At 41.9% G+C, this 20,864-nt stretch carries 21 protein-coding genes; all 21 read left to right on the top strand.

The window, feature by feature from the left end; genetic code table 11:
• The first annotated feature begins 95 nt into the window (after positions 1-95).
• The 21 genes from fliM to flgL all read left to right on the top strand — a co-directional run bounded on the left by fliM (position 96) and on the right by flgL (position 20,811).
• Positions 96-1,070, top strand: coding sequence for a flagellar motor switch protein FliM (gene fliM, locus PU629_RS13955; protein WP_275280673.1), 975 nt, complete (start codon positions 96-98; stop codon positions 1,068-1,070).
• Positions 1,067-2,188, top strand: coding sequence for a flagellar motor switch phosphatase FliY (gene fliY, locus PU629_RS13950; RefSeq protein ID WP_275284432.1), 1,122 nt, complete (start codon positions 1,067-1,069; stop codon positions 2,186-2,188). Before fliM ends, fliY begins: the two co-directional genes overlap by 4 nt.
• A 29-nt stretch (positions 2,189-2,217) precedes the next feature.
• Positions 2,218-2,580, top strand: coding sequence for a response regulator (locus PU629_RS13945; protein WP_275280672.1), 363 nt, complete (start codon positions 2,218-2,220; stop codon positions 2,578-2,580).
• A 51-nt stretch (positions 2,581-2,631) separates the two neighbouring features.
• On the top strand, positions 2,632-3,024 hold the full coding sequence (locus tag PU629_RS13940; protein WP_275280671.1) for a TIGR03826 family flagellar region protein: 393 nt from the start codon (positions 2,632-2,634) through the stop codon (positions 3,022-3,024).
• Between the two features lie 160 nt (positions 3,025-3,184).
• Positions 3,185-5,206, top strand: a complete 2,022-nt coding sequence (locus PU629_RS13935; protein WP_275280670.1) for a chemotaxis protein CheA — start codon at positions 3,185-3,187, stop codon at positions 5,204-5,206.
• An 18-nt stretch (positions 5,207-5,224) separates the two neighbouring features.
• Positions 5,225-5,668 carry a chemotaxis protein CheW gene (locus PU629_RS13930; protein ID WP_275280669.1) on the top strand — a complete coding sequence of 148 codons (444 nt, stop codon included), beginning with the start codon at positions 5,225-5,227 and terminating at the stop codon, positions 5,666-5,668.
• 30 nt (positions 5,669-5,698) lie between these two features.
• Positions 5,699-6,202: a chemotaxis protein CheW gene (locus tag PU629_RS13925; RefSeq protein WP_275284431.1), complete on the top strand. Its 504-nt coding sequence runs from the start codon at positions 5,699-5,701 to the stop codon at positions 6,200-6,202.
• A gap of 15 nt (positions 6,203-6,217) precedes the next feature.
• Positions 6,218-8,401, top strand: a complete 2,184-nt coding sequence (locus PU629_RS13920) for a methyl-accepting chemotaxis protein (RefSeq protein WP_275280668.1) — start codon at positions 6,218-6,220, stop codon at positions 8,399-8,401.
• Between the two features lie 137 nt (positions 8,402-8,538).
• The gene (locus PU629_RS13915) at positions 8,539-8,982 is read left to right on the top strand and encodes a YaaR family protein (protein ID WP_275280667.1); all 444 of its coding nucleotides are present in this window, start codon (positions 8,539-8,541) and stop codon (positions 8,980-8,982) included.
• A gap of 79 nt (positions 8,983-9,061) precedes the next feature.
• Positions 9,062-9,946 (top strand): flagellar hook-basal body protein, encoded by an 885-nt coding sequence (locus PU629_RS13910; protein WP_275280666.1) that lies wholly within the window; start codon positions 9,062-9,064, stop codon positions 9,944-9,946.
• Between the two features lie 23 nt (positions 9,947-9,969).
• Positions 9,970-10,827, top strand: a complete 858-nt coding sequence (locus tag PU629_RS13905) for a flagellar hook-basal body protein (RefSeq protein WP_275280665.1) — start codon at positions 9,970-9,972, stop codon at positions 10,825-10,827.
• A gap of 117 nt (positions 10,828-10,944) precedes the next feature.
• Positions 10,945-12,561: a flagellar filament capping protein FliD gene (fliD, locus tag PU629_RS13900; protein WP_275280664.1), complete on the top strand. Its 1,617-nt coding sequence runs from the start codon at positions 10,945-10,947 to the stop codon at positions 12,559-12,561.
• 210 nt (positions 12,562-12,771) lie between these two features.
• A complete protein-coding gene (locus PU629_RS13895) occupies positions 12,772-13,089 on the top strand; it encodes a carbon storage regulator (RefSeq protein ID WP_275280663.1) in 318 nt (105 codons plus the stop codon).
• A 93-nt stretch (positions 13,090-13,182) separates the two neighbouring features.
• Positions 13,183-14,700, top strand: coding sequence for a flagellin N-terminal helical domain-containing protein (locus PU629_RS13890; protein ID WP_275280662.1), 1,518 nt, complete (start codon positions 13,183-13,185; stop codon positions 14,698-14,700).
• A gap of 112 nt (positions 14,701-14,812) precedes the next feature.
• Positions 14,813-15,187, top strand: coding sequence for a flagellin (locus tag PU629_RS13885; RefSeq protein WP_275280661.1), 375 nt, complete (start codon positions 14,813-14,815; stop codon positions 15,185-15,187).
• Between the two features lie 653 nt (positions 15,188-15,840).
• Complete coding sequence (gene flaG / locus PU629_RS13880) at positions 15,841-16,203, top strand: flagellar protein FlaG (protein ID WP_275280660.1); 363 nt, start codon at positions 15,841-15,843, stop codon at positions 16,201-16,203.
• 27 nt (positions 16,204-16,230) lie between these two features.
• The gene (locus PU629_RS13875) at positions 16,231-16,800 is read left to right on the top strand and encodes a DUF6470 family protein (RefSeq protein WP_275280659.1); all 570 of its coding nucleotides are present in this window, start codon (positions 16,231-16,233) and stop codon (positions 16,798-16,800) included.
• Positions 16,801-17,621: 821 nt separating this feature from the next.
• Positions 17,622-17,900, top strand: a complete 279-nt coding sequence (gene flgM, locus PU629_RS13870) for a flagellar biosynthesis anti-sigma factor FlgM (protein ID WP_275280658.1) — start codon at positions 17,622-17,624, stop codon at positions 17,898-17,900.
• An 11-nt stretch (positions 17,901-17,911) separates the two neighbouring features.
• A complete protein-coding gene (locus tag PU629_RS13865) occupies positions 17,912-18,397 on the top strand; it encodes a flagellar protein FlgN (RefSeq protein ID WP_275280657.1) in 486 nt (161 codons plus the stop codon).
• 29 nt (positions 18,398-18,426) lie between these two features.
• Positions 18,427-19,881, top strand: a complete 1,455-nt coding sequence (gene flgK, locus PU629_RS13860; RefSeq protein ID WP_275280656.1) for a flagellar hook-associated protein FlgK — start codon at positions 18,427-18,429, stop codon at positions 19,879-19,881.
• An 18-nt stretch (positions 19,882-19,899) separates the two neighbouring features.
• Positions 19,900-20,811, top strand: a complete 912-nt coding sequence (flgL, locus tag PU629_RS13855) for a flagellar hook-associated protein FlgL (protein WP_275280655.1) — start codon at positions 19,900-19,902, stop codon at positions 20,809-20,811.
• Positions 20,812-20,864: the final 53 nt, after the last annotated feature.

Raw genomic sequence — 20,864 nt, 5'->3', positions numbered from 1 at the left:
GATGTGAACGAGGAATAAAAATGAGTTGAATGGCAACATCTTTCATCAAGGTTGAAAATCATTTTTAACTCATGGAAGAGTTGGGAGGATGCCGAGTGGCAGATGTCTTATCGCAACAAGAAATCGATGCACTGCTATCGGCGTTAAATAACGGCGAACTGCAAGCATCCGATGTCACAGAGAAGAATGATAAAGTCAGAGTCTATGATTTTAAACGGGCGATGCGGTATTCAAAGGAACAGTTAAGAAGCATTACGAGAATTCATGAGAATTTTACGAGATTATTGACTTCCTATTTATCTGCACAGCTTAGGACGTATGTCCATATTGATATTGATTTAGTCGATCAAGTTAACTACCAAGAATTTCTCGCGTCTATACCGTCAAAAACGATTTTGAATGTCTTTGATGTCAAACCAATGGATGGCAAGCTGTTAATTGAACTGAATCCATCCATCGCCTATGCCGTTATCGAACGGCTTCTAGGTGGACAAGGGGATTCGAATAATCGCAAGGATACTTTAACGGATATTGAAACCGTCCTTTTGCAGAAAATCTTTTTCCGTACAGGTGTCATGTATGAAGAGGCTTGGGAGAATATTGGGGATATAAAGGTGCGATGGGAAGCGATTGAGTCTAATCCGCAATTCATTCAAATTGCTCCGCAGAACGATACGGTCATTGTCATTTCCCTTCGTATAACAATAGGAGAAGTCGAAGGAAGAATGACACTCTGCATACCGCATATCATTGTCGAACCGGTGATGCACAAATTGTCTACCCATCAGTGGCTGTCCTCTATGACGAAAGCCAATGTTCCGCAGCAAGACAAATTAAAGCAGAACCTTGATAATGTGCGGATGCCGCTAATAGCCGAACTAGGAAGAGGCTCATTACCTGTGTCTGAATTGCTGCATCTCCAAGTTGGGGATGTCATTGGTCTTGAGACGGTGAAGCTTCATGTTAAAGTCGGGCAGCTGACGAGATTTTATGGTAATCCAGGAGTTAAAAAAGGACGATTTGCTGTTCAAATTGAGGAAGTTATCCACACGGAAGGAGATGATCTATAATGAGCGATGGTTCACTGTCTCAAGATGAGATCAATGCACTGTTCAATCAGTCAGAAGAGAAGCAAACCTATACAATCACAGATTTTTTAACACCGATGGAACAAGATGCATTAGGAGAGATAGGCAATATATCATTAGGCAGCTCGACAACAGCTCTCTCTACTCTTTTAAATCAACGAGTGGAAATAACGACACCTATTTTAACCATCGTAGAGCAAGATGATTTAGAGAGAGTCATTAGTGAAAACCACGTTGCCGTACATGTCGATTACACAGAGGGAATTCGCGGGAAGAACCTTCTGATGATCAAAGAAGAGGATGCGAAAATCATCGCGAATCTCATGATGGGCGGAGATGGTACGAATTTGGAAGCGGAATTAACCGACTTCCATTTAAGTGCTGTCCAAGAGGCCATGAATCAAATGATGGGTTCTGCTGCAACGTCGATGTCGACTATTTTTAATCAAAAAGTAGACATCTCACCGCCGACGATCGATGTCCTTGGGTTCCCTCCGAAGAAGCTTGAACAGCTTGGAGATGAATTTATTATTGAAGTTTCTTTCCGTCTTAAGGTAGGGGAGTTGATTGATTCCAATATGATTCAGTTCATTCCTTTAGCGTTCGGAAAGGAAATGATTCATAAAATCCTTTACAGTGAGGAAGCGGCTGCAACCAGTCAAGTTCTTGAAAAAGAGGTGGCCCCCCCTGTCCAGCCGGTTCAAGCTCAACAACAGAGGAGGCCGACCCAACAAGCACCAGCAGCCCATGTCGATCTTAACAACAAACCAACAGCTAATGTTCAAAAGGTTGAGTATTCGACTTTTACAGATACAGGAGCACCAACGAATGCCGCTTCTGGCAACTTGGATTTGCTGTACGATATCCCATTAGAGATTACCGTTGAACTCGGCCGAACTGAATTGCCTATCCGAAAAATTTTGGAATTAGGTCCAGGTGCGGTCATCGAACTTGATAAGCTGGCTGGTGAACCCGTCGATATTTTAGCGAATCATAAGTTAATCGCTAAAGGGGAAGTCGTCGTCATAGAAGAAAACTTCGGGGTACGAATTACGGATATTATCAGTCCGATCGATCGCCTCACAAAAATGACGAATTAATAAACTTAATATAGAGGAGACGATTAAGAATGGGAAAGATTTTAATTGTTGATGATGCTGCATTTATGCGGATGATGCTTACCGATATATTGACAAAAAATGGTATGGAAGTGGTTGGCGAAGCTGTTAATGGCGCTGACGCCGTTGAAAAATTTAAGGAATTGCGTCCGGATGTTGTCACCATGGATATTACCATGCCTGAGATGGACGGCATTAGTGCCTTGAAAGAAATTCGGGCGATGGAACCGCAAGCTAAAGTGATCATGTGCTCGGCAATGGGACAACAGCCGATGGTACTTGAGGCCATCCAAGCGGGTGCCAAGGATTTTATTGTGAAACCTTTTCAAGCGGACCGAGTAATGGAATCAATCAATAAAGTATTGGGAAGTTAAGGGCATTAAGTAAGCTACCAAAATCAAATCTTTTAAGTAGAGGGAAGAATTATGGCACAGCTCGGGAATTGTCCAAAATGCCGAAAGCTTTATTTGAAAATAAGAGAGATATGTGATGAGTGCTATCAAAAGCAAGAAGAGGATTTCCATAAAGTGGCCATGCATTTAAGGGAAATGCCAGGGGATACGATCCAAGAAGTGAGTGAGGCAACAGGAGTGTCTGTTTCTCAGATCATCCATTTCATTGCTACTGGCCGGCTGCAAATCGGACATTTCCCTAATCTTACTTACCCGTGCCAAATCTGTGGCACATCCATTCGCTCAGGAAAGGTTTGTAAGACTTGTATGGATTCCTTGTCGCAGCAAACCAATGCGAATCGGGATAACAAAATGGTTGATGACCGCAATAATAAATATGGTGGGTATATTACTAAATATTTATGACGGAAAAGCGGGCGTGCGGGAACTTATCACTCTCGCTTTTTCCATGTGGAAATTGGGGGGACAGACCTCAAGTTGAAAGCATAATTGCTTGCAAGTGTTGTCTCCATTCATTATAGTGGCAAGCCAAGTTTTCCTAATGCTACTAGCGAGGGGAATCAAAATGGATTTAAACGATTATATTGATATGTTTTTGGAGGAGTCAAAGGAACATTTGCTCTCCATTAATGAAGAGTTATTAAAGCTGGAGTCTGAACCGGGAAATACAGTGATCGTTAACGAGATTTTCCGTTCAGCCCATACGCTTAAAGGGATGGCAGCGTCAATGGGGTTTGAGGACCTCGCTTCGCTCACCCATCAAATGGAAAATGTGTTAGATCTTCTTAGAAATGAGAAGTTAGCGGTAACTCCGCAAATCATGGACGTGATCTTTAGCTGCGTCGACCTTATTGAGAAGATGGTCCAATCCATCGAAAATGGCGGAGATGGGAAAGAAAATGTTTCCGATGTGATTGCTCAATTAAATAGGATTCAAGATCCCTCCGCGGCTCCAGATCCTACTCTAGGTGGTGCTGCGAAGGAAGTGGCCGCAACCGCCGCACCTGAACTCGTGATGGATGAGTTCCAATTATCCTTGGTTCAAGAGGCCGAAAAGTCTGGCATGCATGTCTATCAAATCAAGGTAAGAATTGCGGAAAGCTGTGTGATGAAGTCGATCCGAGCCTATTTGGTTTTCCAAACTGCTGAGGAGTTAGGTGAGATCATTCAAACGTATCCGACGGTTGAAGAGATTGAAAACGACCAATTTGGTGATCACTTTCAACTTCTCCTTTTAACGGATCGCGATTCAGAGCAAGTAAAATCGCATTTGCTTAATGTGGCAGAGGTGGTGGATGTTCAAGTCACTGAAGGAATGAGCTCCGAGCCCTCCCAAAGTAAAGCCGTAGAGCCAGATCCAGCTATTCCTGAAACTGAGGTCAAAAAAGAGAAGACAGCGGAACCGGCGAATTCGTCAAAAAAGAAGCCACGTTCGAAGTCAATCCGTGTCGATACCGAGAAACTCGATCATTTAATGAATCTTATTAGTGAACTCATTATTGATAGAGGGAGACTGGAGCAGATTGCGAGAGATTCGCAACTGATGGAGCTGACTGAAACAACGGAACATCTGTCTCTTCTATCGAAAAATCTACAAGAGGTTATTCTGAAGATGCGGATGGTTCCGATCGAGCAGGTCTTTAATCGGTTTCCTAGGATGATCCGGGATCTTGCTAAAGAATTGAATAAGAAAGTCCAATTAATCGTTGAAGGGGAAGAGACCGAATTAGATCGGACAGTGATCGATGAGATTGGTGATCCATTAGTCCACCTTTTGCGTAATGCTTTGGATCATGGTCTTGAAACAACGGAAGAGAGAATCGAAAGTAACAAGAAAGAAGAAGGCATGATCGCGTTAAAGGCCTTTTATAGCGGCAACCATGTGTTTATTGAAGTGGCCGATGATGGGAAAGGGATTGACCGCGATAAAGTCTTGAGTAAAGCCATTGAACGACAGGTTGTCCGAAGAAAAGAGGCTGCCTCCTTAAGTGACCAAGAAGTTTATGCCTTACTCTTTTCTTCAGGGTTCAGCACGGCGGATAAAATTTCTGATATTTCGGGCAGAGGCGTTGGGCTGGATGTCGTGAAATCGAAAATTGAATCGATCGGCGGAGCGATTACCATTAACTCTACTCCGGGACGCGGGTCTACCTTTCGAATTCAGCTTCCTTTATCCCTCTCAATCATCATGGCTATGTTAATTGAAATAGGAGAAGAATCTTATTTCATCCCGCTTAATTCGATCGCCGAAATTACGTCGATCGTACCAGAGAGCATTATAACGCTTCATGGACAAAAAGTTTTTCAATTACGGGATCAGATTGTGCCATTAATTTATTTAGAAGAGGTCTTTGGGACTTCCAAGACGGACAAGAAGTCGGTTCTTCTAGATGAGGTGCAGATCGTCATTATCCGTAATGGAAATCAAATAAAAGGCTTAGTCGTGGATGCTGTATTAGGACAGCACGAGGTCGTATTGAAATCATTAGGCCACTATTTAACGCGTCTACATGCGATTTCCGGGGCAACGATTCTTGGAAGCGGTGAAGTCGCACTCATCGTCGATACCCAGCCATTTTTTGATTAGAAAGGGGGAGTGAAAGCTTTGCGATCTTTTAGAATCATTGCTTTTAAATTAGGTGACGAGGCGTATGGGATTAAGATCGAACAGGTCTTGTCCGTTGAAAGGCAGTTACCAATTACGAGAGTTCCAAATGCTCCACTTCATGTGAAGGGGGTTATTAATTTAAGGGGGACGATCATTCCGGTTATCGACCTTCAAGAAAAACTTGGATTAGGAACAACACCTGTCACTCGCTCCACTCAGATCATGATGACGACCTTCAATGAGATTGAATTAGGGTTATTGGTTGACCAAACGACCAATGTGATGGAGTGTTTTCCGGAAGCTGTGGAATCAGCTGCCTCCGCGGGACTTTCGAATGATCATTTTGAAGGCATTTATAAAGTGGATGGCCATTTCATCATCCTGTTGAACATGGAAGAGTTAACTCGAACAGCAAACTTGGAAGAAAACCAGGCAGGCTAACTAGAAACGAAGGAAGGGAGGGGAGTTTTGGTGAGTCAGGAGCCGATTAAATGTCTCATTTTTAAAGCAGGTCATGAAGAATATGGGATTCCAATTGACAAAATTTCTTCAATTGAACGCACGCAAGGTTTGACTATTTCGGCCTATCCGAATCGCGAGCCGCATGTTTTGGGGTTTTCCACGATCCGAAATCGGATTATTCCGGTTGTTGATATGTGTTCAACCTTTAATTTGGATACAGAGAACTCAATAGAAGCCACTAGGCTCATCATCGTTAAGGTTCAGGAGAAAGAGATTGGCCTTTCTGTTGAAAAAGCGTCAGAATTTTTGGATGTATCCCCTGAAAGCATTCAGCATCCTAGGGTGATGGGAACAGAGAATGCCCAATACATACAAGGGGTTACGAAGTTCGAGCAGCGCCTGATTATCTTGTTAGATATTGAGCGATTACTTGAAAACACGGTTAATTTAGAGGAATTAAAAGCAATGATTGCGGCTTTAACAGAGGAACAAGAATCGATTGAGACTGAATGAGGAGTGTAAAGACACATGAAAAAAGCGAAACGCACACCATCAGATGTAATGTCGTTAACCATGAAGTTATCGAATAAAGTGTCAATGTCGGTAAAATTATGGGGCGGATACATTATTATTTTGTTATTCTTAGCCTTTATTTCGATTAATAGTTACATGAATCTAAATGTTTTAAGCAACGATGTGAATTATACAGGCCAAACCGAGCTGTCAATGGTTCAAATCACCGGTAATTTAAAGGAAGAAATGACGCACATTCAACTCTATACATATAAGCAAGTGAGCTCAAAAGATGATGATCAATCCCAGTACATAAATAAAGAGATTGCGAGTGTAAGAACCAATATTACAGAGTTGAAAAAGCTGCCTTTGTCTCAGCAAGAGAAAAAACTATTAGCGAATTTCAATGATAATTTTAATTTCTATGTTAAAACCATCCCTACCTTATTCCAAGAAGATAATGCCAATATTCTTAGCATTAGGATGGATGATTTAGAGAAGATGAGTGATCAAGCTAATGGGTCTCTTGATACGTTAGCCAAAAATATCTCTAAAGATTCTAAGGCGGTCACTATTCAAGCTAACCATGATTCATCGAGAGCAAAGATTGAAATTTTGATTGCCTCCATTATTGCCATGTTCTTTAGTATTTTGGTTGCGTTTATCATCCAAAGAGTGATTAATCATTCCGTTTCACGAGTCGTTAAAAATGTAGACATGACGACCAATTCGGTTAATGAAATTAAAAAATCGATTGATCAAACGGCTGTCAGTGCACAGCAACTGGACTCATCTATGAGCAAAGCCAATCATTCGATCACAGAATTAGTCCAATCGATTAGTCGGGTGGCGGGGAACACGAACACCGCTTCCGCAAGTGTTGACGAAATCTCAGCAGCGATCGAAGAAATGAGCGCCACAATCAATATGGTTGCAACCAGCGCTGACCAATTATCGACTTCAGCAGAGGATACGTCTTCAGCGATCCAAGAAATGATGGCTTCGATCGAACAAGTAGCAGGGAATACAGGATACGTTCACACTAACGTGGAGGAAGTGTCCGCAGCCATTGAGGAAATGAGTAAGTCGATTAAAACGGTTAGTGAAAGTGCTGTGGAATTAACGGTAACAGCTACTCAAACTTCCGATACCGTGGAAGAAATGATCTCATCGATTGCGAAGGTCGCAGAAAGTGCCAGAACGGTCAATGATCTTAGTATGCTAGTTAAAGAAGATGCGCTTGAAGGAACGAATTCTTTAAAAGAAACCTTAAATGGGATGAATGAAATTTCTCAAGTGATTAACCAAGCAAGTGATGTCATGGAGAGATTAGGAAAAAGCTCGAAGGAAATTGGCAGCATCATTCAAGTGATTGATGACATTGCGGACCAAACGAATCTATTAGCGCTTAACGCGGCCATTGAGGCAGCACGTGCAGGCGAACATGGTAAAGGCTTTGCCGTTGTCGCCGATGAAGTTCGAAAACTCGCAGAGCGATCTGCCAATGCAACAAAAGAAATTACTCATCTAATTAATGGTATCCAAGAAGAAACAACGGTCGCCATTTCCTCTATTAATGAAGGGGCAAATAAAGTCAAGATTGGGAATGAATTGGCTGATAAGACAAATAAAGCCATCTTGAAGATAACCGATGGCATTACTAAAGTAACAGAGGAAATGGACCAAATCGCGAAAGCAACTGAGGAACAAACGAAAAACAGTGAATTCATTACGAAAGCCGTTGAGAATGTCACGAAGCAAGCAGAAGAAATGACCAACTCGACAAAAGAACAAACCATCTCCGCAGATACCATAGTTAAAGGGATCTTAAATACGAAAGATCAAATTGAACAAATATCGATTGCAACAACCGAGCAAGCGAAAGGCTCGAATGCCATTGTTTCCGCCGTTGAAAATGTATCGAATCAATGTGGTTCTGTCACGAACGCAACAAGGGAACAAGCACTGACGGCTGAAGAAATCTTGCGTAACATTAATAGCATAAGAGAAAAAGTTCAGCAAATGACGACCGCAACCAATGATCAAGCCAAATATGGCCAAGATATATCAGAAGAGGTTGACAAGGTCCGCCGCCAAACTGAAGAGCTGAACTCAAGCATTGACATGCAAACAAGAGAAGTCGAGGAAGTCGTTACAGCGATCACCGATGTTAATCAACAAATTGTCAAACTAAAATAATAGAACGGGGGCTCTTGCCTAGAGGTGAGAGCCCTTTTATTAAACTCTATAAAAAATGAAAACAATGCGATATAATAAATAGGACATTTCGACTTTTTTTGATTGTTAGTTTGATACATTAAAGGAATGAGAGCCTTTTGAAAATCGTCGACCCAATAAGAGTGAATCTAAGTGATGCTCGCCCTATCACGAATGAGAAGGGCTCATCCGACAACGCCTCTTTTCAAAACATTATGAATGCCTACTCCAAGGATTTAACCCAAGATAAACTGCAGAAGCTCCTGCAAGATATCGATCAGCAAGGGAAGCAGTTGAATGAAAACCCGACCTTTACCCAGTTACGAAAATATAAGGACTTAGTGAAACAATTTATGGGAGAGGTGAGCAAAAACGGGGTAGGTTTAGAGCAATCGCAGAGCTATGACCTATATGGTGGCAGCAAAACCCTTAAAACCGTGAAAGTGCTAGATCAAAAATTAATGGAGTTAACGGATCATGTTCTCAAACAGCAAAGTTCGGGGATTTCATTAATGGACAGGATCGGAGAAATAAAGGGGTTACTCATTAATTTGTATACGTAAAGAAATGGCTAGGGGAGATCGAACTGCTCCTTTTAGCTTTCCGGACAAAACAAAATAAGATAAGAAAGGGTGATACAGCATGCTAAGAGGTTTAGATACCGCTTCTTCAGGAATGATTGCATTAGAGCGAAGACAGGAAACATTAGCTGATAATCTAGCGAATGTTCAGACACCCGGCTATAAGAAGGATGACGCGGTCATGCGTGCCTTTCCGAAACTGCTCATGTCGAGAATTCAAGATTATAATGATCAAGCATCGGGCACGAGTTCGACCGCTCTTCCGGGACAGCAGGTACCAATTGGCTCCATGTATAATGGCGTGTATGTGCAGGAACGGATCCCTAATTTTTCAGAAGGGGATTTGGTGCAAACCGGTGAGCCATTAGACGTCGCGATTGAGGATCAGAATATCCCGACACAAACGGTTAATGGGAATCAAGTCAAGCCGGATGCTTTCTTTGCGGTCCAGCTTCCAGATGGTACGGTCGGTTACACACGAGACGGGAAATGGGATTTGGATGCAAATGGCAACCTTGTGACCGCTGACGGCTATAAAGTGCTTGGAGCAGATCATAAACCGATCCAAATCACAGGGAGCATTGATAAGTCCAACATGCAAATCAATAAAGATGGGCAGATCCTATTAAATGCGAATGATCCGGCACAAATGAAAACCGCTGGCCAAGTGGGGATCGCGCTCGTTCAAAACCCAGATGATCTTCAGCGCCTTGGGGGAAATGTCTACCAAGCGACGAATCCACAACCGTTTATTCAAGATGGCGGCGGGACTAATCCAGGAGTCACGCTGAATCAAGGCTATCTGGAACAATCCAATGTCGATGAGGGGCAAACGATGACCGATATGATGACAACGGTTCGCGGCTATGAAGCCAATCAAAAGGTCATCAGTGCTTATGATTCCTCTTTACAGCAGCTTTACACGGTCGCTAAACTGGACGGATAAAACTAGAAACGGGTGAAAAGTGAATGAATACGTCTCTCTATATATCGGCAGGTGCCCTCCAGGCATTTCAACAAAAAATTGATACGACGGGTAACAATATTGCGAACGTTGATACAACGGGATTTAAGCGGAAAGACCAAAGCTTCTCTGAAATTCTCGCCAATCAAATCAATAACCAAAGCACGAACGGGAATGATGTGGGGCGATCCACACCAGCTGGCATTCGTGTTGGCTATGGGGCGCGTCCAGGAATGACCCAGCTTGATATGGACCAGGGCCAAGCCCTTGAAACAGATAATCCTTATGATCTCATGATTCAAGGGAACGGTTTTTTTCAAGTCTCCTATCCATCTGCCACTGCCGGTGGACAAAATGAAGTCAGATTCACGCGTGATGGCAGCTTCCATTTAAGTCCCGATCCTAATAATCCGGGCAGTAATCATTTAGTGACCTCAGACGGCGGGTACGTGCTCGATCAAAATGGGAATCCGGTAGAGATCGGCAGCCAGTATGATGTAAAAATCGGAACAAAGGGTCAAATTCAACTTACCAATAAAAATGGTCAAGGAACCGCCTTTAATTCCCAACAGCGAATTGGACTCGCCGATATTCAAAATCCCCATCTCTTAAAGAGTTTAGGGAATAACGAGTATGCGATTGATACGACCGCCTTGCCAAACGGCACAACGGCGGCTAATTATGTCAGAGCGATGCAGCCTGGTGAGTCGCAAATCACTTCAGGCTACTTAGAAGGTTCAAACGTTGATCTCACCCAAGAAATGACGGATCTTATGACGTCGCAAAGAAGCTTTCAATTGAATTCCGAAGCGGTTTCCTATGCGGATCAGATGATGGGAATCGCGAATGATATTATGAAGTAAACTTAAATTTAAGACCCTATTTAATTAGTAAGGGTCTTTTTACATAATAATAGAATTTAACTAATATCAAGTTTATCCGATAATAGATTTAAACGGTTTTGAAAGGAGTGCGTTTAAGTGGCTACTAGTAGTACTAGTTTGTCTAATGTTAATTTAACAACCCATCTCACCGGCTTGGCCTCTGGTTTGGATACCCAATCCATGGTTGATAGTTTGATGCAGGCAAGCCAAGGTCCATTGGACAAGCTCAACCAAGATAAAATCATTAATGAATGGAAGACGGAAGCCTATCAAGATCTCAATACACAAATTGCCGCTTTCAGAGATTCGATGCAAGATTTGCGACTTCAGGGGACGTTTAATTCACAAACAGTAACGTCCAATTCGTCAAGCGTCGGTGTGTCCATGTCGGGGACCGCTTCCCAAATGAACTATACGATTTCGGAAGCGACCTTAGCAACACCCGCTACAAGCGGTTCGGTAAGCTTTGATACGCAATTTCCAAGTGGGTCGACAGTTATCAACCAAAATGATCCTTCTGCAGGTGATGCTACCTTCACATTAAATGGTGTCGCTATTACCATACCGAAAACGAGTACGTTCGACCAAGCGATCGCCACCATCAATTCAAGCAGCGATCAGACTCATGTAAAAGCAGCGAATGTTGGTGGATCGTTAGTGTTTACAACGACTGGCATGGGTTCGGGTAATTCGATCACCATTACAGGATCTAATGCGGATGCTACGAGTCTACTAAACATTGAAGATGGTACAACCAATACCTCGAGTGATGCTGCTCAAACAAGTTCACCGCCGTCATCCCTTTTTGCGGATGCTTCGTACACAGACGGGGCAGATGGTTCTAATGGCTATGTGGTCATCAACGGCTTGAAAGTCAATATTTCCAGTAATACGTTTAATTACGATGGCGTCCAATTCACGTTAAATAATAGTATTCCTACTGGTAGCAGTGTGGGGGTGAGTGTTGCTCCGGACACCGATACGATTTTTGATAAAATTAAATCATTTGTGGACAATTACAATACGTTAATCCAGACGATTAATTCCAAGATCTCTGAAACCAAAGATAGTGATTATCCGCCTCTTACCGATGATCAAAAGAAAGATATGAGCGACGATGAAATCACGCAATGGACTGATAAGGCGAAAACGGGAATTTTAAGTAATGACTCAACCTTACAGCAATTTCTCACCCAAATGCGGACGAGTTTATCGGATGTTGTTCAGAGCAGCGGCATTAATACTTCCTTTGATACCTTATCCGAAATTGGGATTACCACGAGTACGGATTACAAGGATAATGGAAAGTTAGTACTCGATGAAACAAAGCTAAAATCCGTACTGAATACGAACTTGAGTGATGTACAGAATTTATTTTCAGCAAGATACAGCACAGGGAATAGTTCTGACACAACCCTGACCAATTCTACAGATTATAAAAACAGCGGCTTGGGTGTTCGCGTCTATGATTCGATTAACAATGCTTTATCCCAGTTAGCGCTCATTGCGGGCTCACCAGGTACGGTTTCAACGAGCAGCAATTTGGCGCAACAGGCCGCAAGTCTAAATGATCAAATAAGCCAAGAACAAGACCGACTCGACCAGTATGAAAATTCTCTATGGACGAAGTTCGATAATATGGAGACAGCTTTATCGCAATTAAATAGCCAAAGCTCATGGCTCACCAGCATGCTGAGCGGCTCATCTTCTTAAAGATCGCAACCACAATCGGATCCTCTGATTGTGGTTTTTCTTTTTGGAAAAAAATTTGGAATAACACTAAACAAAACTTTTTGATGACCGATAATAGTAATATCAAAATGAAATTAACTTTTTGATGACACTAAACTAATAGTTAGTGTGTCCGATAATAAAATTAGAAAGAATTTAGGTGACTGAATTTCTTTCGGCGGTGGGGGGCATATGTTAATCATTGGCAGAGAAGTTGGGCAGTCCGTCATCATAGCCGATGACATTAAAGTAACCGTCCAAAAAGATGAGTTTAATCTCAAACTAGAAATTAAAGCTCCCAAGGACACTCGAATTACTAAAATCAAAGAAACAGAAATGAAGCAAGGGATTTTTAGGAAAACCGATCGAAAAATAGGTGACACGATTTTAATTGGAGACAACATTCTAATCACTCTGCTCAAAACTAAAAATGGGTTGTTGCGATTTGCCATCGATGCTCCAAAAGAGATCAGTGTTTATCGAGAAGAAATCTATGAAAAATTCGCTTAAACTTAACTTTGGTAATAACCCATTGCGGGTATTATAAAAAATTTAGAATGGGATGACCCATTCTATCCCATGACTACATAGGAGGACGAAATCATGCAAATTAACACTAACATTACGGCAATGAACACGCTTCGTCTATTGAACAACGCGTCACAAGCTCAATCCAAATCAATGGCGAAATTATCTTCAGGTCTTCGTATTAACAGTGCTGCTGATGATGCAGCAGGCCTATCAATCTCTGAAAAAATGAAAGGTCAAATCCGTGGATTAGACCAAGCGAGCCGTAACGCTCAAGACGGTATCTCAATGACGCAAACAGCTGAAGGTGCCTTAAACGAAACAACAGACATCCTTCAACGTATGCGTGAATTAGCTACACAATCTGCGAACGACACCAACACCGATCAAGACCGTAGCGCGATCCAAGATGAAATGAACCAATTAACGGATGAAGTAAACCGTATTGGTAATACAACTGAGTTTAACACTCAGAAGTTGTTGAATGGTGGTAATGCTGGTCCTGTACAAAATGTGCAAGCAGATTCAGCATTTACAAACGCTGCAGTAACAGGTGCAAGTGGATTGACTGGTGATACAGATCATACAATTGCTATTACTTATAATGCAGGAACTTCTGCAACAACAATAGCAGCAAGTACTTCATTAACCAAAGCTGGCACAGGAACAGCAACTGGAACTATTAGCGGAACATATACTGGTACATCTGATATTTCATCTATTACTGTAGCAAAGGATTCAACTACAGGTGATTGGACTGTTAATGGTGATACAGTAACTCCTTCAACTAATGATTTAAGCTGGAATGGTTTAACTATTAGCTTTGATGATATTAGTAATACAGCTAATGGTGATACTTTTACTTATACAGGTGATGTAAATGCCGAAGTTGCTGCTGGTTATACTGCAACAATTGATGATAGTGCTGTAACAGGAACCGTTTCTTCGGGTGCTGGTTCTCAAACTTATACAACTGCTGATGGCAAATCTGTAACAGCTGATCTTGGTACATTCGATTTTGCCGCTGATGGCGACGGCACAACAAATAATATTACATTTGACCAAACCCAAGGTGGAACAGGCTTCAGTGCTACACTACAAATTGGTGCTAATACTGGACAAAGTATGACACTTAATATTAGTGATATGCGTGCTGCAGCTCTTGGTTTATCCTCTGCAACTGGCGGAACTGAAGATGTAACAGATAGTGATGGCAATACTGTTACGGCATCTTTTACAGCGACTCAGCAAGTTACCGATGGAACTAACAATGACAACACTGAATATGCTCTAGACTTATCATCTTCAGATAAAGCATCTGCTGCCATTTCTGTAATTGATAATGCGATCAACACTGTTTCATCTGAGCGTTCTAAATTGGGTGCTTACGAGAACCGTTTAGATCACACGATTAACAACTTGAACACTTCTAGCCAAAACATCACGGAAGCTTCATCACGTATCACTGATGTAGATATGGCGAGTGAAATGAGTGAGCAAACGAAAGATTCTATTCTTTCTCAGGCTGCTCAAGCTATGCTTGCTCAAGCTAACCAACAACCACAACAAGTTCTTCAATTACTTCGTGGTTAATTTCTCTAACAGGAGACCTCAGCGTGTCTGGGGTCTCTTTTTATATACCTCTTTTTTCTTGTGTTTATTTTGATCGTAAAAGTAAATAGACGAAGTAAGAGGGTAGGGAAAGATGAGCATGAATATTAATGGGGATTTTGTTTTTAAAAAGGAAGTAAGTCTCCAGTTGCTAGCTATCAATCCTATCGATGTGATGACTCAACCAGATGCCGCAAATGCAATCGATCAAATTGATGAGGCCATTGAAACGGTCTCAAGTGAACGGTCTAGGTTTGGTGCTTTGCAAAACCGATTGGAGTATTCCTTGAACAATGCTTCGAACTATGAAACGAACATCACCGCATCTGAATCCCGTATTTCTGCCGCAGATATGGCTTCCGAAATGATGAATCAATCTAAATATAGTATTCTTTCACAGGTAGCAGAAGCCATGCTTGCACAAGCTAATCAACAATCGCAACAAGTCCTTCAATTACTTCGTGGTTGATTGTAAATGATTTGAAAGAGGTTCTCGATTTCTAGTAACAAGTTCTTTTTCTGGGGAGTTTCGAGCTGCGGTATTTTGCAATTCAATGAATATAATCTTAAAAAGGGGTGGTCTTTTTCCATCTGTCTAAACTCGGTTTTGCTTGTTCTGAATGTTGATTTAACCGAGTTTGAAAGATAAACGGAGAAATTCCGGCTAAATTGGGAAATAGCCTTATTTCCTTAAAAATAAGAGGAGTTTTTCCGTTTATAGGTATCCAAAGCCTTGGAATTAGTCTGATTGGGAGTGGTTAATCGGAAAATCTCCGCTTATATCAGTCACTTAATTGTTCTCTTTAGACATTAACCGGAAATGTTCCGCCTAAATTCTCATACCTATACTAAAACCGTTACTCCTATTTTTTACCAACGCTATATTCTTATAAAAAACTTAGAAACAGCTTCTTTCAATCAAATAGATCATTCCGAGTAGCGAATAGGTGAGCGATTCTTTCTATATTAGTTGGGGTAACCCCATCTGGTAGAGAACCGGTTCGTTTTCTAGAGCACTTTTTTATATACTAGTTGTCCCTTATCAATAAAACTAGAAATCCCTAAACATTCCCGCAACTTTTCCGATAAAGGTGATAAGTTGTCAAAAGAGGGGGGAACGTTATGTTCAATAAAATTACTGGTTCCAAGGGTCAGAGTCCTGTAACGGATAGTCAAGTGAAACCGGTTGAAGGCGTTTCGAAAGTAAAGAAGTATTCGGAAGACCAACACGATCAACCCCAGACACAGCAAGAAAACTCGACAAAAGAAAAAACGGAAAAAGTGATTGATACCATGAATGGGTTCTTTAAGGAATCCAATACCCACTTGGAATATAAGTATCATGACGAATTGAAAAAGTACTATGTCGCAATTGTTGATGACCAAACAAATGATGTCGTTAAGGAAATTCCATCTAAGAAACTTTTAGATATCTATGCAGCTATGAACGATTATTTAGGTCTTCTTATGGATAAAAGGGCATAAGAGACAACTATAAGGTGGTCACATATTATGCAAATTCCACAAATTCGCTTGCAGCAAACTTACGCACAAATTGGCTTACGCATTACCCAGCCGGTAATGGAAATCGAGCAGCAACCCGCTGATTTGTCGATCAAACAAACCCCTGCGCAAATGGACATCACGAAGACACCGTCACACCTCGAGATTGATCAGGAGGAGGCTTGGGAGCAATTAGGGTTTAAGCCATTGAGTGTCTTAACGAGGGATGCCGCGGAAGACGCGAAGCAAGCCGCTGTTGAAGCGGTAGGTGAGATCGCCCAAGAAGGGGATCAACTGGCGCACATCGAAAATAAGTCGAACACGGTAGCGGCCATTGTCTCATCGAAGGCGAATCCCGCTCCGTCAGACTCCGGAAATGGCTTCATTCCAACTTCTGAATTAGTGAAGATCAACTATACCCCAAGCGAACTTCATATCAACTGGAAACTCGGTGAAACAGAAATTAACGTCACCCCACATCTCGTCAAAATCAACTATACAGCGGGAAAAACAGAAGTCTATCTGCGCCAACAACCACAGCTGAAAACAGATTTCACCGAGATCAATATCAACGTCTAACGCATCAAAACAGCGGCAGTCAAAAACTGCCGCTGTTTTTTTCTCATTCCTTAGCAAATCATGAAAATTTCGACTTGAAGATAACTCGACATTACAATACCGCTTTAAAATGCGAAAATAACCTCGCTTTCCGCGGGCACGGTTCCTATTTGGAAAACTTCATGAACTCGCTACCTAGAATTTACATCGTGCTGCCTTGCGTAAAATTCTGAAATTAGAAGAATTTTACGCAAAACCATGTGTAGTAAATCAAAGGTGATGTAGCAAGCGGCAGAGTCAAGTAGTCGTTTTGCAATTCTCGCCGGACTTTAGTCTATACTTCTCTGAGTACGAGGCGCTCACGAAACACCCCTTTTTTTGAAATAGGTCCCAAACAATGATAGAAAACATCCAAACGATTTTAAATCATTGCCACATTAATAGTGTGCTTTAGCTTTAACTCATAATCTAAAATGAACAGCGAGTGGAAATCTCGAGACGCCTGCGGAATAACGGGCGGCAGAGACCCCGCAACCCCTAAAACAAGTGAGGAGGCTCGGCCGTTCGTCCACGGCAAGCGAGAGAATTTCCACATTGGTTAGACAAACACCCAATTTTGTTAAACGTTTAAACATAAAAACAGTGTCAAGAAAAACTCGTGGGCTAAGTCTATACATGGGAAGAAGAGAGTCGCGGGTTTAGCAATTTTGTTCTATTCAAGAGGCTAATGAAATATCTCATTGAGTTTGATAGAATTAAATCATGAGTTTTTCTTTTGAAATCACTAAACTTATGATGAAGGCTGCCGATATAAATAAAGAAGGATTAGGAGGGAACGGATTATGCGTATTAATGACAGCAATTATGGAGCTTACTTCTATCAAAATCAACAAAAACAGTCAAATACAACAAATAAAACGAAACCGACTCAGAGCAGTGCGTCTGACGTTCAAATATCATCACGCGGCCGGGAATTGTCTCAAGCGGCCTTGTCCGAGCAAACCCAACGGAAAAGTCGCGTCGATGAATTAAAACAACAAATTTCGAACGGAACTTATCAGGTGGATAGCCGAAAAATCGCGGATAAGATGATTAATTTCTGGAATGGTTCTTCCAACTAGGAGACAGATAAATGGATACTTTAAAAAGATTGCTTCTAACATTAAATGCGATGGTCGATGCTCACACCCGAGTTCTTGAATTAGCTCAAGAAAAAAGAGCGCTTCTTATTCAAGGGCCCATTCAAGATCTTCAAGATTTGATCGTTAAAGAAAATAACTGTGTTGTAGACATTCAGAATCTAGAGCAGGAAAGACAACTATTGGTTCAAGAGTATATGGAACAAAACCGATTGTCCTCTCTTACTTACACGCTTGAGGATTTGCTGAAACACCTCAAACAACAAAATGTCAAAGACACTTTTGTTACGCTTGCGAAGCAGCTCCGCCACTTAATTAAGGAAATTACCCATTTAAACGAAAGTAATCAACAATTACTTCAAACCTCTCTTTCCTATATTCATTATTCGATTGGGATTCTTGCTCGGAGGGAGCCAGCGATTACGTATGGCCCTCAAAGCACGAACGGTTATTCAAGTCTTTTGGATGCCAAGGTTTAAGTCGTTTTTATAAGAAAGGGGGACATCTGATGACATCGACCTTTTTAGGTTTAGAGATCGGTAAACGAGGACTCGCCGCTCAACAAGCCGCTCTGACGACGACCGGTCATAATATTGCTAATGCGAATACACCGGGGTATACGAGACAGAGTGCTGTCTTTCAAGCGACGAATGCAATACCTGTAGCGGGATTAAGCAGTGATACGACGACGGGGCAATTAGGAACGGGCGTAGAAGTTGCCCAAATTACTCGTCTGAGAGACAGCTTTTTAGATACCCAATACCGGAATGAGAATACAGATCTAGGCTACTGGACCGCCAAAAGTGATACCTACACCAAAATTGAAGATGCAATAAATGAGCCTTCTGATCAGGGGCTTGCAGCGACCATGGACACTTTTTTCGAAAGCTGGCAGGAACTCGCTAATGACCCGGACAGTTCTTCAACTCGCGCTGTTGTACGCCAAGATGCGGTCGCGGTTACGGATTCCTTTAATGCGATATCCAGTTCATTGGATCAAATGCAATCAGACCTTCACAATGTAATTACCACCAATACAGATGATGTGAATTCCTTAGCGACTCAAATTGCGAATTTAAATGATCAAATCTCACGCTTAGTTCCGAATGATTATCAACCGAATGATTTATATGATCAGCGGGATAACTTAATTGATCAATTATCGAATTTAGTGGACGTCCAAGTGACACCAGGGGACAGCGGCATGGTTAATATTTCAGTCGGAAGTGGCTCACTTGTTTCTGGTAAAACCTCAAACACGCTTTCGGTTGGTTTTGATTCGGATAGTGGACTCGTCGACCCAGACCAAATTGAAATTGGCGGAAATAAGGTGACCTTGCAATCTGGTGAATTATTAGGAGACATGGAGTCTTATGGAATACTTGGTCAAGAAGATCAATCGATCATACCAAGTATGAAAGCCAAAATAAATAGCCTTGCAACGACGTTTGCGGATGCGGTCAACACCGCCCATAAGAATGGCTTAAATTTAGATAATATTAATGGGGTTTCCGATGAGAAAGTCGACTTTTTTGTTGGAACGTCAGCGGGCGATATGCAGGTCAATCCGGAAATTATGAATTCATTAAACTTGATTGCCGCTGCGAAAGTGGAATCAGATGGCCAATCTTCAACGGGGAATGGGCAAAATGCGATGGATATTTATAATATTAAATCGACTAATTTAAATTTCCCTGGTACTACGACTAACGTGGATGATTATTACCAAAATATTGTTGGACAACTGGGGATTGATTCACAAGAGTCCCAGCGCATGGAAGACAATGCACAGACGATTGTCCAACAGGTCGACAATCGCAGACAATCGGTTTCAGGCGTCTCTTTGGATGAAGAAATGACCAATATGATTCGTTTCCAACAGGCCTATAATTCATCCGCCAGAATGGTTTCAGTCATGAACGACTGTTTGGATAAAATCATTAACGGAATGGGTCAAGTCTGAGCATAAGGAGGGACTAACATGAGCACCCGTGTTACTCAAGGCATGATGAGTCAAACGATGCTGTATAATTTACAGCAGAACAATTCATTAATGAATAAATTACAACAGCAGGCGGCTACTGGTGAAAAAATTTCGCGGCCTTCGGATGATCCTGTTGTCGCTGTCAGAGGGATGTATTATCAATCGACCTTAACAGATATCGATCAATATAAGAAAAATGCGGATGATGGGTATTCCTGGATGTCCTCGACGGATGACGCGCTTGATCAGGTCAATCAAGTTCTGCAGCGGGTTAGGGAACTCACCGTCCAGGGGCAAAATGGAACGAATACTCAAAGTGATAAGGAAGCCATTGCCCAAGAAGTGGACCAGCTTAAGGATCAATTGGGTGAGATTGCGAATTCGCAAATCGCCGGGAGATATATCTTTGCCGGGACCGATACGAGCACGGCACCTTATGGGACGGATCCTAATAACCCTGATTCAGAAGCAACGTTTTTAAGCGATAATGAACAGCAACTTCAAGTACAGGTCGGACAGAACACGCCGATTCCAATCAATGTATCTGGGAAAGATGTGTTTAACAACAACGGTCAAGGCGGCGTGTTTCAAGTGCTTTCTGACATTGTGTCTGATTTCTCCTCTTCAGATGGAAGTACAACAAGTGATCACTTAGCGGATTTGGATAGTCAAATCGATAATGTCCTCCAATTGCGTTCTGACCTCGGGGCGCGGATGAACCGGATGCAGTTGAGTCAATCCCGATTGGACGGACTTGAGACGTCAACAACCGATTTGCTTTCCAAAAATTCCGATGTCGACATGGCTAGCGTATACACCGATTTAAAATCACAAGAAACGGTTCAGTCAGCAGCACTCGAGATTGGGGCTCGAATTATACAACCAACCTTGGCTGACTTCTTGAAATAGATGGTGAACGTTGTTTAATAGAATCCCTTTATGTTGGCAATTTAAACATAAAG

Origin of the sequence: Pullulanibacillus sp. KACC 23026 (assembly GCF_029094525.1) — a bacterium.
Taxonomy (GTDB): domain Bacteria; phylum Bacillota; class Bacilli; order Bacillales; family Sporolactobacillaceae; genus KACC-23026.
This window is presented reverse-complemented; position numbering and strand designations above follow the sequence as displayed.

Bases quoted from the DNA above. Each gene is read 5' to 3' on its own strand.
- flaG (WP_275280660.1), top strand. From the start codon at position 15,841: ATGTTCAATAAAATTACTGGTTCCAAGGGTCAGAGTCCTGTAACGGAT.
- PU629_RS13895 (WP_275280663.1), top strand. From the start codon at position 12,772: ATGTTAATCATTGGCAGAGAAGTTGGGCAGTCCGTCATCATAGCCGAT.
- PU629_RS13940 (WP_275280671.1), top strand. From the start codon at position 2,632: ATGGCACAGCTCGGGAATTGTCCAAAATGCCGAAAGCTTTATTTGAAA.
- PU629_RS13945 (WP_275280672.1), top strand. From the start codon at position 2,218: ATGGGAAAGATTTTAATTGTTGATGATGCTGCATTTATGCGGATGATG.
- PU629_RS13910 (WP_275280666.1), top strand. From the start codon at position 9,062: ATGCTAAGAGGTTTAGATACCGCTTCTTCAGGAATGATTGCATTAGAG.
- flgK (WP_275280656.1), top strand. From the start codon at position 18,427: ATGACATCGACCTTTTTAGGTTTAGAGATCGGTAAACGAGGACTCGCC.
- PU629_RS13885 (WP_275280661.1), top strand. From the start codon at position 14,813: ATGAGCATGAATATTAATGGGGATTTTGTTTTTAAAAAGGAAGTAAGT.
- flgL (WP_275280655.1), top strand. From the start codon at position 19,900: ATGAGCACCCGTGTTACTCAAGGCATGATGAGTCAAACGATGCTGTAT.
- PU629_RS13920 (WP_275280668.1), top strand. From the start codon at position 6,218: ATGAAAAAAGCGAAACGCACACCATCAGATGTAATGTCGTTAACCATG.
- PU629_RS13935 (WP_275280670.1), top strand. From the start codon at position 3,185: ATGGATTTAAACGATTATATTGATATGTTTTTGGAGGAGTCAAAGGAA.
- PU629_RS13875 (WP_275280659.1), top strand. From the start codon at position 16,231: ATGCAAATTCCACAAATTCGCTTGCAGCAAACTTACGCACAAATTGGC.
- PU629_RS13865 (WP_275280657.1), top strand. From the start codon at position 17,912: ATGGATACTTTAAAAAGATTGCTTCTAACATTAAATGCGATGGTCGAT.
- flgM (WP_275280658.1), top strand. From the start codon at position 17,622: ATGCGTATTAATGACAGCAATTATGGAGCTTACTTCTATCAAAATCAA.
- PU629_RS13890 (WP_275280662.1), top strand. From the start codon at position 13,183: ATGCAAATTAACACTAACATTACGGCAATGAACACGCTTCGTCTATTG.
- PU629_RS13905 (WP_275280665.1), top strand. From the start codon at position 9,970: ATGAATACGTCTCTCTATATATCGGCAGGTGCCCTCCAGGCATTTCAA.